The organism is Acidobacteriota bacterium, from assembly GCA_018001935.1.
GTDB lineage: Bacteria > Acidobacteriota > JAAYUB01 > JAAYUB01 > JAAYUB01 > JAGNHB01.
Genome location: JAGNHB010000004.1, coordinates 76103 through 88477 on the forward strand (window position 1 = coordinate 76103; position 12375 = coordinate 88477).

At 67.8% G+C, this 12375-nt stretch carries 10 protein-coding genes; 8 read left to right on the plus strand and 2 right to left on the minus strand.

Features of this window, described 5'->3' with window-relative positions:
• Positions 1-15 precede the first annotated feature (15 nt).
• The 8 genes from KA419_02895 to KA419_02930 all read left to right on the plus strand — a co-directional run bounded on the left by KA419_02895 (position 16) and on the right by KA419_02930 (position 9924).
• Positions 16-2343, plus strand: coding sequence for an LPS-assembly protein LptD (locus KA419_02895; GenBank protein ID MBP7864871.1), 2328 nt, complete (start codon positions 16-18; stop codon positions 2341-2343).
• A complete protein-coding gene (gene folK, locus KA419_02900) occupies positions 2334-2846 on the plus strand; it encodes a 2-amino-4-hydroxy-6-hydroxymethyldihydropteridine diphosphokinase (protein ID MBP7864872.1) in 513 nt (170 codons plus the stop codon). Before KA419_02895 ends, folK begins: the two co-directional genes overlap by 10 nt.
• 61 nt (positions 2847-2907) lie before the next feature.
• Entirely contained in the window at positions 2908-3558 is a 651-nt protein-coding gene (locus KA419_02905; protein ID MBP7864873.1) for a deoxynucleoside kinase, read from the plus strand.
• A 2-nt stretch (positions 3559-3560) separates the two neighbouring features.
• A complete protein-coding gene (locus tag KA419_02910; protein MBP7864874.1) occupies positions 3561-4415 on the plus strand; it encodes a pantoate--beta-alanine ligase in 855 nt (284 codons plus the stop codon).
• A gap of 127 nt (positions 4416-4542) precedes the next feature.
• Positions 4543-6363: a PDZ domain-containing protein gene (locus KA419_02915; protein ID MBP7864875.1), complete on the plus strand. Its 1821-nt coding sequence runs from the start codon at positions 4543-4545 to the stop codon at positions 6361-6363.
• 69 nt (positions 6364-6432) lie between these two features.
• Positions 6433-7071 carry a hypothetical protein gene (locus KA419_02920; GenBank protein MBP7864876.1) on the plus strand — a complete coding sequence of 213 codons (639 nt, stop codon included), beginning with the start codon at positions 6433-6435 and terminating at the stop codon, positions 7069-7071.
• Positions 7068-7568, plus strand: a complete 501-nt coding sequence (locus KA419_02925; GenBank protein ID MBP7864877.1) for a tRNA (cytidine(34)-2'-O)-methyltransferase — start codon at positions 7068-7070, stop codon at positions 7566-7568. Before KA419_02920 ends, KA419_02925 begins: the two co-directional genes overlap by 4 nt.
• Positions 7569-7827: 259 nt before the next feature.
• Positions 7828-9924, plus strand: a complete 2097-nt coding sequence (locus KA419_02930; protein MBP7864878.1) for a M3 family metallopeptidase — start codon at positions 7828-7830, stop codon at positions 9922-9924.
• Here KA419_02930 and KA419_02935 read toward each other — a convergent pair.
• Together KA419_02935 and KA419_02940 are read right to left on the minus strand one after the other, a co-directional pair.
• Positions 9858-11330 (minus strand): hypothetical protein, encoded by a 1473-nt coding sequence (locus tag KA419_02935; protein MBP7864879.1) that lies wholly within the window; start codon positions 11328-11330, stop codon positions 9858-9860. The two genes, KA419_02930 and KA419_02935, sit on opposite strands and share 67 nt — an antisense overlap.
• A 114-nt stretch (positions 11331-11444) precedes the next feature.
• Positions 11445-12296, minus strand: a complete 852-nt coding sequence (locus KA419_02940; protein MBP7864880.1) for an alpha/beta hydrolase — start codon at positions 12294-12296, stop codon at positions 11445-11447.
• Positions 12297-12375: the final 79 nt, after the last annotated feature.

Genomic DNA, 12375 nt, shown 5'->3' on the forward strand with positions numbered 1-12375 from the left:
CAGGGAGCGGACGGTATGGCAGCTCACCCCTATCCCGGTTTTCGACCCGACGGCGGACGCAGGCCCCTTTCGGCGCCCCGCGCGGCGCCGGCCCTGCTCCTCCTGCTCCTCCTGGCCGCGCCCCCGGCATCCGCGCCCGCCCAGCAGGCCGCCACGGCGTCTCCCCGGGCGGTCTACGCCGTCTCCGGCCCGCCGGCCGAGGTCGTCACCCTGATCCCCTACCAGGACGGGAGCGTCAGCATCCGGTCCCGGACCCAGACCTCCGAGAAAGGGGTCTTCCAGGCCGAGGGGGACGTGGTGATCACCTTTCGGGACATCGAGATCCGGGCCGACGTCGTGACCTACGACTCCAACACCCGGAAGGCCGCGGGCGAGGGCCACGTGGTTTTCCGCCGCAAGGCCGAGCAGGTCAGCGCGGAACGCTTCGAGTTCGACGTGGAGCGGAAGACCGGCGTCTTCACCGGCCTGCGGGGGAACCTGGAAGGTTACCGCTTCAGCACGGGGAAAAGCGAGCGCGAGGCCGAGAACGTCTACGTTTTCCAGGACGGCGAGCTGACCACCTGCGTCAAGGACCACCCCCACTGGCGCTTCTCCTGCAGCCACGCCCGGGTCGTCAAGGACAAGACCGCCACGCTGCGGGGCTCGGTCCTGCGCTTCTTCGGCATCCCCGTCTTCTACCTCCCCTGGGTCAAGTTCCCGGTCCTCGAGGATGGGCGCAAGTCCGGCCTGACCATCCCCAGTGCCGGCCACTCCAACCTCAAGGGGACCGAGGTGGCCGACTCCCTTTTCCTGGTGCTCGGCCGCAGCGCGGACCTGACCCTCACCGGCGAGTACTACTCCCAGCGGGGTTTCGGGGTGGGCACCCGTTTCCGGGCCGCCCTCTCGGAAGACTCCCGCATCGACCTCGCCACCTACTCGGTGCAGGACCGTGAGGATGCCGGCGGGACCGCCTTCTCCGCCGACTCCGTGTTCCGGTTCCGGAACGGGGTCCGGGGGGCCTTCACGGCCAACATGACCACGAGCATGCTGTTCCGGCAGGTCTGGGCCGACAGCTTCACGGGGCTGGTCCGCCCCGACGAGATCCTCCGCGGCGACGTCATCCGAACCTGGAACACCACGATGGTCCACGTGCTCCTGGACCGTCTCCGCCTGTACCTCCCCGACGCCCGCCACCTCACCCGGACGCTCCCGGAGGCCTACTTCTCCCTGACCGGCCGGCAACTCGCCGACGCCCCGGCCTGGTTCTTCATGGACGGGCGCCTGTCGATCCTCACGAAGGAATCCCACTGGACCGACCCCGGCGACCCGCAGGAGAGGACCTTCACCACGGGGGGGCCCCTGTGGCGGGCCGACGTCCACCCAAGCCTCTTCATCCCCATCCAGCTCGGCGACTACGGGCGGATCGCCATCCAGCCGTCCGTCCGGGGGACCTACTACAGCGACAGCCTCCGGTCGCAGCGCCCCCCCGGTGAAACGACGGTCACCACGGCGCGCGAGACCCTCTTCCGACGCATGGCCGCCCTCGAGGTCCTTCTCGAGGGCCCGCGCCTGTACCGCTTCTGGCGCCTGGGCGGCACGGTGATCAAGCACGTGGTGGAAATGGGCGCGACCTGGCGGTGGCAGTCCCACACCGACCCCCTCGACCGGATCATCCGCTTCGATTACCTCGACGCCCTGGCCAACACCAACGAGGTGGAGTACTTCCTCACCAGCCGCTGGTTCGGCCGGAGCGGCGGCTCCACCCGCGAGTGGGTGTCCCTGTCCCTGCGGCAGAAGTACTTCGCGGACCCCTCCTGCGGGGGCGACCTTCGCACCGGCCAGGACAACCGGATCTCGCCCTGGCTCTCCTTCAGCCCGTACGCTTCCGTGGACGGCCCCCGGCGCTTCTCCCCCCTCCAGGCCATGCTGTCCTTCTCCCCGACGCCGGGCTTCTCGGGGGAGGTCCGGGCGGAGTACGACTCCGTCCGCAAGGGGATGGGCTCCTGGTCGGTGGCGTCCACCTACGCCCGGGACTGGCTGTTCACCTCCGTGGCCTTCGTCCGGCTGAAAAACTACGACCAGGCGGGGTTGCGCAACCACTACATCCAGGCCTCCTTCGGTCTCGGCCGACCCGGGAAGGGGCTCAGCGGCGACTTCAACATCGCCTACAACCACGAGACCGGGGCGGCCGAGAACATCTACGTCCGGCTGAACTACCACCTGGACTGCATGGGGTTCTCGGCGGAGTACATCCGTTACAACCTGGCCTACCGCTCCAACGACGGGGAATTCCGGTTTTCGCTCTACCTTCGCGGGGTGGGGGAGTTCGGCCCCCTGCGGAAGCTGGGCAGGAGGTGGTATTGAGCACGATCCTGGCCGGTCTCGGGTCCAACCTGGGCGATCGCCTGCCCAACCTGCAGCAGGGGGTGGAGGCGCTCCGCCGGACCGGCTTCGCCCTGGAGGCGGTCTCGTCGGTCTACCAGACCGAGCCCGTCGACTGCCCGGACCCCCTCCTGTGGTTCCTCAACTGCGCGGTGCGCCTCGAAACGCGGCTGGGCCCCTGGGAGGCGCTCCGGGCCTTCCACGAGGTCGAGGAGCTCGCGGGGCGCCGCCGCCCCTACCGGCACGCGCCCCGGACCCTCGACCTCGACCTGCTCTTCTACGGGGAGGGCGTCTACCGGACCCCGGAACTGGAGATCCCCCACCCGAGGCTGGCGGGGAGACGGTTCGTCCTGGTCCCCCTCGCCGAGATCGCCCCGCACTTTTTTCACCCGGAACTCGGGTTCACCATCGAGGAACTGCTGGCGCGGTGCCCCGACACCGGGCGCGTGGAACGATATTGCAGTTTCCCCGTGAGTTGTCTATAATTTATACGTCGAGAGCCGATCCCGCCAGGGGTTTTCGGCCCGAAGGACGGGCAGGGACGACATGAATTTCAAGTATCTCATCGTCGAAGGGTGCATCGGCGCCGGGAAAACCTCCCTGGCCGAGCGCCTGGCGACGTGCTTTCAGACCCGCACGGTCCTGGACAAGCCCTGGGACAACCCGCACCTCGAGGAGTTCTACGAGCGCAAGCCCGGCGCGGCCTTCCGGGCGCAGCTCTACTTCCTCGCCCAGCGGGTCACCGCCCTCAAGGTGCTGACCCGGACCTTCCCCGAGGGGGGGTGCGTGATCTCGGACTTTTTGCTGGAGAAGGACAAGATCTTCGCCAACGTCAACCTCAACGACGCCGAACTCCTCATCTACAAGAACCTCTTCGACGCCGTGAGCGACTACCTCGTCCAGCCGGACCTCGTCCTGTACCTGAAGGCCCCGCTGGACATCCTCCTCAAGCGGGTCCAGCAGCGGAACAAGGCCCAGGAGAAGCGGATCACGCCCGCCTACCTGACCAACCTCATGGAGGCCTACGAGCACTTCTTCTACAAGTACCAGGAGCGGACCCGCATCCCCGTGCTCATCATCGACAACACCCGGATGGACATCTTCTCCCCCGGTTCCGACGTGGAGGAACTGGCCGGCTTCATCCGCTCGAAATCCATCGTGGGGATCCAGTACTACGCGCCCACCGCCAAGGGGTAGCCATGATCGTCATCGAGAGCAAGGCCGCCATCCCCCAGATCGTCTCCGCCCTTCGGCGCAGCGAGGGTAAAACCGGCTTCATCTCCATCATGGGCCTGCTCCACGAAGGGCACCTGGCCCTGGTCCGCAAGACCAAGGAAATGGCCGACACCGTCCTGGCCATGGTTTTCGCCAACCCCATGCTGGTGACGGACCCCGAGGTGCTTGCCGCCTTCGACGCCGCCCGGGACTCCGACCGCGAGATCCTGGAGGCGGAAGGGGTCGATTACGCCTTCTTCGCCGGGCGGGAGGACATCTTCCCGCCCGCGCACCGGACCTACGCCACGTGCCGGCGGCTGCTGCAGCAGTTCGAGGGCATCGAAAGCGCAAACTACATCCGGGGCCTGGGGACGTCCCTGATCCAGATGCTCAACCTCTTCCGCCCGAGCTTCTTCATCATCGGCCAGAAGAACTACCTGGACTACCTCCTGCTCAAGCGCATCGTCCGGGACTACTCCTTCAGCACCGAGGTGGTCCTCACCCCCTGCGTGCGGGACGAGAGCGGGATGGCCTACTCGTCGTTCAACCGCTTCTACACGCCGGAGGAGCGCCAGGCGGCGATGGCCATCTCCGACGCGCTCCTCCGGTGCCGGGAGACGCTCCTGGGGGGGGAGACCTCGGTGAAGAGCATCCTCCGCTCCCTCCAGGAGACCCTCTCGAAACCGGCGGGCCTGACCGTCATGTTCGCCGGCGTACTGGACCCCCAGACGGCGGACCGCCTGGACAAGATCCACCACGAGGCCCTGGTCATGGTGACCGCGAAGGTCGGGCGTTTCCGCGTGACGGACAACATCCTGTTCAAGCGGAAGTCCGATTGAACGGCGGCGGTAACCGGGCGGATGAGAAAGGATTTTGGGGACCTTCCCCGATTTTCGTTGTGGCATTCCTCTCGATGTGGTAACTAGAAGGGTTACGCGAGAGATCTTCGGACCGGAGAGCATCGTCATGAAAGGCATGTTTCGGCTGATTCTGGCTGCATTCCTCGCCTCGGCCTCTTTCCTGGCCCTGTCGGCCATGGATGTCGCCGCACTCCTCGAGAAGCACCGCGCGGCGCTCGCCTCCGACCTCGACGCCCTCGGGCGGGTGGACCGCCTCCAGATGACCGGCACCGTCTCGAAGTACAACCTCAAGGGCGACGTGACCTTCATGTCCGCCGGGGCGGACCGGTTCGCCGTCGAGCACAAGTTCGGGGAGTGGAGGGAGAAAGCGGTCCTGACCGGCAAGACGGGGGAGGTGCTCAACCTCATGGGCTGGGTCAGGCCCCTCCAGTCGGACGAGCTGGCCGAGTACCAGGCGATCCGCTATGTCCTGAGCCTGCAGTACCTCAAGGACCTCGACCGGCCGGGCGCCCGCCTGCAGGAAGGCCCCGACGCCCTCACCGTCCAGGTCACCCTCGAGGAGGGGATCCGGCTGGACATCCGCTTCTCGCCCGCCACCTTCCTGATCCAGTCGTTCGCCTTCACCGACGCGGACGGGGCGCCGCGAACGATCCTTCTCGAGGAGTACCGCGAGGCCAAGGGCGTCAAGTTCCCGGCCAAGGTGCGCGACCAGGCCGCCAATCCGGCCGAATACACCATCCAGGAGATCCAGGTCGGCGGCGGCGGCGACGCCTTCTTCGCCCTGCCCACGGAGAACAGGGGCTTTTCCCCCAGCGAAAAGAAACCCTACCGTCTCACCCTGAAGAAGTATTTCGGGTTCCCCCTGGTCAGCGCCTGGATCGGCAACTCGCCGGCCCTGACCTTCCTGGTGGACCTGGGGCTGCCCTTCTCCGTCATCGACCGCACCATCGCGGGGCAACTGGGCCTCATGTCCGAGGGGACCCTGGTCAAGGCCGTCAAGTACCCCATCAACGAGTTCGGCTTCGTGGAAGTGCCGATGTTCCAGTTCCGCGAACAGGGCAACGTCGCGGAATTCAAGAACCGGATCTTCCTCACCACGGACATGATCCCGACCTGCGCCAACGTCCAGCTGGCCATCCACGGGATCCTCGGCTGCGACTTCTTCCGTCAGAACTGTGTCGCCCTCGACCTCAACGGTGACAACCTCCGCATCCTCCACCCCAAGGATTTCGCCCTGGAGAAACAGGGCACCCCCATCCCCCTGACCAACCAGCACGGCGTCTACGAAATCCCCTTCACCATCGACGACGTGAACACGTCCCTGGAATTCACCACGTCCTCCGACACCTGCATCCTGCTGTCCGAGAAGTGCCCCGGGGCGGAGACCCTCTCCCGGAAGGCCGCCGGCCGGGTGGAGGCCCTGTCGCTCGGCCTGTACTACGGGATCCCCGAGTGGATCTTCCTGGCCCAGTCCGTCCGGTGCGGGGAAATCCCCGCCCTCCCGTGTTACGTCCACGTCCTGCGCTACCCGGAGAACCACCCCCTGGCGAACCACCGCTCCGGCTGGGCCGGTTGCGGGCTCTGGAAACGTTTCACCTGCTACCTGGACTTCCCCCGGTCGGAGGTGACGCTGGTCCCCAACGACCGACTGAAGGAACCCGACTGTTTCAACTCCACGGGCGTGTACGTGATCAAGTCCGGCGGCAGGATCGTGGTGCAGCAGGTCATCCCCGGGACCCCCGCCGAAAAGGCGGGCCTCCAGCCGGGGGACATCGTGACCGAGATCCTGGCGAACCCCGCGGACGCCTTCGTGTTCGAGAGGATCTACTACAACTTCTGCAAGCCCAAGGGCGAGAAGATCCCCATGAAGATCCAGCGGGGCGAGGAGGCCCTACCGGTGGAGATCACGACGGAAGCCCCGCTCTAGGCCGGGTTGACGCACCGCGGTTTCGCCATGCCCGACTGGCTCCTCCCCTTTTCGAAGAAGAAAAAAGACGTGCAACAAGCCCGCGCGGACTTCGAGGCCGGGCGCGTGGACGAGGCCCTCGAGGTCTACCTCCGTCACCAGTACACGCCGGGGATCGTCGAGGCGGCCGACCACTACTTCCGGAAGCACAACCTGAAGAAGGCGACCGAGCTGTACCGGGTCGCCCTCCACGCCCCCGGCCTGCGCCGGGTGCTGGACCGGCAGGTGGCCGGCGGCAGTTTCGGCGACGTCCGGAAGACGCTCGACCTGCTCTTCGAGGGCGGGGTCCCGCCCGCGGAGTTTTCCGCCGTGGGGCGGCGTTTCCTGGAGGCGGGAAACCCCCAGGGCGCCGAGAAGGCCTTCGCCGCCGCCAACGACCCGGAGGGCCCCCGCGCCCTTGCCGGGTTCTTCCTGGAAAAGGGGGACCACTCCAACGCCCTGCGGCATTACCGGACGCTGGGCGACACCGCGAAGATCCGGGAGATCGCCGGGCACTACCTGTCCCGGGACGACCTGGCCCGGGCGGAGAAGCTCTTCCGGGAGACCGGCGACGCGGACGGCCTCGCCCGCGTGGCGGACCGTCGCGTTGAACTGGCCGCCAGGGAAGCGCCGGACCCGGAGGAAACCCCGAACCTCATGGAAGGCACGGATCAGGGCACCGGGGCATGACCGGCGCTCCCACCCCGGCCCCGGCGGCGTTCCCACCCGCCCCGGTGCTCCACGTGGTCCTGGTGGAGCCCGAGATCCCGCCCAACACCGGCAACGTGGCCCGGCTCTGCGCCGCGACCCGCTGCCGCCTCCACCTGGTGGAGCCGCTGGGTTTCCGCGTGGAGGACCGCTACCTCCGGCGGGCCGGCCTCGACTACTGGGAGCACGTGGACGTCCGCACCTGGAAATCCCTCGACGCCCTGCTGGAGACGGAACCCGCCGGCCGTTTCTTCCTCTACAGCTCCCGGGTGCACCGCCCCTACACCCGCGCCGCCCACTCGCCGGGGGACTGGCTCCTCTTCGGCTGCGAAACGCGGGGCCTGCCCGAACCGCTCCTGGCGCGTTTCGCCGACCGGACGTACACCATCCCCATGTGGGGGCCCGTCCGAAGCCTCAACCTCTCCACCAGCGTGGGGATCGTCGTCTACGAGGCCCTCCGCCAGATCCATGGCTTCTGACTGGATGGCGTCCCGGGAATCCCCGGGACCTTGCCGCCGTTGTTGACTTGCGTTATCATACAGCGGGGTGACACGATTCCGGGGCTGTTCCGGGAGGATCGCGTGTAAAGCCTCACGCCAAGGCGCAAAGACGCAAAGCCTCGCCGGGAAGAGAAAGAGAGTTCACGGCTTCTTTGCGAGACTTGGCGGCTTCGCGTCCTGGCGTGAGGCTGAGTCTGCTTATATCTGGCCGATAAAACAACGGATTAAGGAGATATCCATGGCGCGCCTGATGATTTTCGGAGCCTTCCTTCTGGTTTGCACGGTCCTGGCGGCGGCGGGGACCAACCCGCTGCTGGCCCCCTGGAAGACGCCCTTCGGCGTCCCGCCGTGGGGCGGGATCAAGCCCGACGATTTCCTGCCGGCGCTGAAGGAGGCCGTCTCCCGGCACGACCGGGAGATTGCGGCCATCGTGAACAACCCCAAGGCCCCCACCTTCGTCAACACGGTGGAGGCCCTGGAGGACTCCGGAGAGCTGCTGTCCCGGGTGAGCGCCGCCTTCGACGCCCTGACCTCCGCCGAAACCAACGACCGGCTCCAGGAGATCGCGAAGACCGTCGCCCCGCTCCTCTCGGCCCACGCCGACGACGTGGCGCTCAACCCCGGCCTGTTCCGGCGCGTCAAGACGGTCTACGACAAGCGCGAGACCCTCAAACTGACCCGGGAGCAGGCGATGCTCCTGGAGCGGACGCACAGGCGCTTCATCCGTGGCGGCGCCCTGCTGGAGGGGAAGGACCGGGACGAACTCCGGAAGATCAACGAGGAACTGAGCCTGCTCGGCCTGCGTTTCGGGGACAACCTGCGCAAGGTGGTCAACACCTGGCGGCTGGTCATCGACCGCCGGGAGGACCTCGCCGGGCTTCCCGAAAACGCCGTTTCGGCGGCCGCTGAGGCCGCCGCCCGGGCCGGGCTCGAGGGGAAGTGGGTGATCACCCTCCAGGCGCCCAGTTTCGTTCCCTTCCTGACCTACGCCGACGCGCGGACCCTCCGGGAAAAAGTCTGGGACGCCTACATCACCCGCTGCGACCGGGGCGACGCGCAGGACAACAAGGCCATCCTGTCCCGAATCGCCGGCCTGCGAGCCCGCAAGGCCCGGTTGCTGGGCTTCCCCACCTGGGCGGACTTCACCCTGGACGACCGCATGGCGAAAACCCCCGCCCGGGTCATCACCCTGCTGGACCAGGTGCTCGCCCCCGCCCTGGCGAAGGCGAAAGCCGACGCCGCCGACCTCCAGGCCATGATCGACGCCGAGAAGGGCGGCTTCCGGCTGGCCGCCTGGGACTGGCGCTACTACGCGGAAAAACGGAAGAAGGCCCTCTTCGACCTCGACGACGAGACCCTGCGCCCCTACTTCGAGCTGGACCACGTCCGGCAAGGCGCGTTTTACGTGGCCAACCGCCTCTACGGCCTGCAGTTCGTCGAGCGGAAGGACGTCCCCGTCTACCACCCCGAGGTCCGGGTGTACGAGGTGAAGGAGGCGGACGGCCGCACCCTCGGCCTCCTCTACCAGGACTACCACCCCCGCCCGGGCAAGCGGGGCGGCGCCTGGTGCGGGGCGCTCCGCGAGCAGTGGACCGACCGGGGCCGAAACGTGATGCCCATCGTGTTCAACGTGGCCAATTTTTCCCGCCCCGTGGGCGACACCCCGGCGCTGCTGGGCTACGGCGAGGTGGAGACCCTCTTCCACGAGTTCGGGCACGCCCTCCACTACCTGCTGTCGAAGTGCCGCTACCGCAGCCTGGGCGGCGCCAACGTGACCTGGGACTTCGTGGAGCTTCCCAGCCAGGTCATGGAGCACTGGGTCAGCGAGCCCGGGGTGATGGCGGTGTTCGCCCGGCACTACCAGACCGACGCGGTGATCCCCCCGGCGCTGGTGGAGAAGATCCGGAAGTCGGACACCTACAACCAGGGCTACCAGATGGCCCAGCTGGCCGCCGCCTCCCGGCTGGACCTGGACTGGCACCTGCTCGCCGAGCCGAAGGAGCCCGAGGCGGCGGCCTTCGAGAAGGCGTCCCTCGAGCGGATGGGCCTGCCGGACCTGATCCCGCCCATGCACCGCAGCCCCTACTTCCGCCACATCTTCAGCGGCGACTACGCGGCGGGCTACTACAGCTACCTCTGGAGCGCGGTCCTGGACGCCGACGCCTTCGAGGCCTTCAAGGAGAAGGGAAACGTCTTCGACCCGGCCACGGCGAAGGCCTTCCGGGAGCACGTCCTCTCCCGGGGCTGGACCGAGGACGCCATGACCCTCTACCTCCGCTTCCGGGGCAAGGAACCCAAGGTCGACGCCCTCCTGGAGCAGAAGGGGCTCAAGTAAACGCCGCCGGGGACGAGGGTCAGCCCCACCGGAAGGCTCAGCGTGCTGGGATACGGCCCTCCCCAGGCCATGGCCCCGGGGCCGGAGAAACTCACCCGGAATCGCAGTCGTTGCCCTTTCAGAACCACCACGCCGGGGTCAGCCCAGGCGGAACCCTGGGACAGAACGTAATACCCGTCGGTGTGAACCGGGAAGGCGGTTCCGGCCAGTCGTTCCGATCGCCCCTCGCGCTCCGCGAACCATTCGACCTCGCAGGTGGCCGGCGCGTCGTACGAACCGGCCACCAGCGCGAAACCGAACTCACCCCCCGAGAGGTACCCGTCCAGTTCCGAGGTGAACTCCGCGTACCAGTTGCCGACATCGGATGTCGTCTGGGAGGTCACCGTGCAGGGGTTCCGGGTCAGGTAATCCTCCCCGGACACGAGCGAACAGAGGGAGTAGGCAGTCGAACGGGCGGGAATGCCGAGATCGACGGAGAGGGGGACGGCGGTTTCCGTGACGTTGCCCGCCTTGTCCACCGCCTGGACCCGGAACTCCCGCGCGCCCTGGGTCAGGTAGACCGGGACGGAGAAGGTCCCCTTGGTCGGAAGGACGTAAAACGGGCCCACCTTGACCCGGACCCCCGAGACGTCGGAGGCTTGTCCGCTGACCGTGACGGGGTAGGAACACGGGGTGACCGCCTGGCCCGCCGGCGGGGTGGCGACCGCCAGCGACGGCGCCGCCGTGTCCCCGGCCGGGGTGGTCCGAAGGACAACGCCGGCTTTCCCCACGGCCCAGGCCTTCCCCGGCCCCCGGCACACCAGCCCGCGCAGTTCCTCGGACGTCCCGGAATCCTGCACGGCCCAGACATCGCCTCCCGAGGCGGTCTTGAGGACCGTCCCCCCCGCTCCGGCCGCCCAGCCGGTGTTCCCGTCCCCGAAGCGGACGGCGAGCAGGTTCTGCGTGACCCCCGTGTCGAGCCGTTCCCAAGTCATGCCGCCGTCGGCCGTCCGGAAGGCCTGGCCCTGGTGGCCGACCACCCACCCGTTCAGGAGGTCGCTGAACACGACGTCGGAGAGCGCGCCCCGGCGATCCGGCGCCAGGGTGGTCCAGGACTGGCCGCCGGTGGTCGTTCGCGCGATGAGGGGACGGGCGGGGAAAAGCACGGTGGCCTTTCCCCCGGCGATCCACCCGTGGTCGGAATCGAACATGCGGAGGGCATTGAGTGACACGTTCGCCCCGGTCGACTCAGCCTGCCAGGTCGCCCTGCCGTCCGTCGTCCGAACCAGGGGCGCGCCGTACCGGCTGGCGACCCACGCGTTTTGGCTGTCGAAAGCCCCGAGGGTGGTGAAATCGGGGGGATAGGTCATGTCGGTGACCATCTGCCGGGAGTTCCAGAGTATGTCGCAGGGGCAATACCTCCGCACGGAAAACCGGCTCTCGAGGGCCCCGAAGGGCTGAAGTCCAAACCGGCCTGCCCGGCCTGGGTGGTGAAGCCGGCAGGGGGCCGGGAGGCAGGGTTCATCCCGACCGGAAGCGGATCACCGGCCTCGCAGGAGGAACCGGATCCCGTTGTAGAGGGCGATGGGCATGGCGCCGACGTGGCCGGCCTCCCGGATGATCTCGGCCTTCATCCGGGGCCCTTCGAACCCCTTCTCCCGGAGGGCGTCCCGAAGGGCCCCGAAGCCGCGGAGCATCTCCCAGGACTCCTCCTCCCCCACGGACAGGTAGATCCACCGGACCGGTTCCAGCCCTTTCGCCGGCGCGTCGTGGAAGGCCGTGACCAGTTCGAACCCGTTGAACCAGAGGGACGGGCTCCCGAGCAACCAGGTGTCGAAGAGCGCCGGGTCGTTCATCAGCAGATACACCCCCAGCAAGGCGCCGAGGGAATAACCCAGGAACCCCCGCCGGGCGGGATCGACGGGAAAGTCGGCCTGGACGCGCGGCACGAGTTCGTCCCGGAGGAAGGCGGCGAACTTCCTTGCGCCTCCCGCCTGTTCCAGGGCCGGCGGGTAGGTGTTCTTCCTCGAGTACTCGTCGGCGGGTCGCGCCGGGGTGAAGTCCCGGGTCCGCGCCGTGGCCCAGGCGTCCATGGTCGCGGGCCCGGCGATCCCCACCAGGATGAACGGCTCCGTCAACCTCCCCATGTTCATCAGTTTCGGCAGGGCTTTGAGGTAGTCCCCCAGGATGAACCAGTCGGTGCAGAAGAGCGCGGGATACTTCGCGCCGCCGGACAAGGCGCCGGCGGGAAGCACCACCTCGACGGCGTAGGTCGCACCGGTGGCCTTCGAGCTCATCTCGAAGCGACGGACCTCTCCCTGGCCGAACCCGGCCCGCCCCAGGGCCAGGAGGCCGAGGCAGCAGAACAGACAACGCATCTTCGTCAGGCCCATCACAACTCCCGATGCTGAAGATCCTCGGGGAAGCGATTCCCGCGGGCTTCGGGCGCCCCCGCCCGCGGCGAGAGCAGAG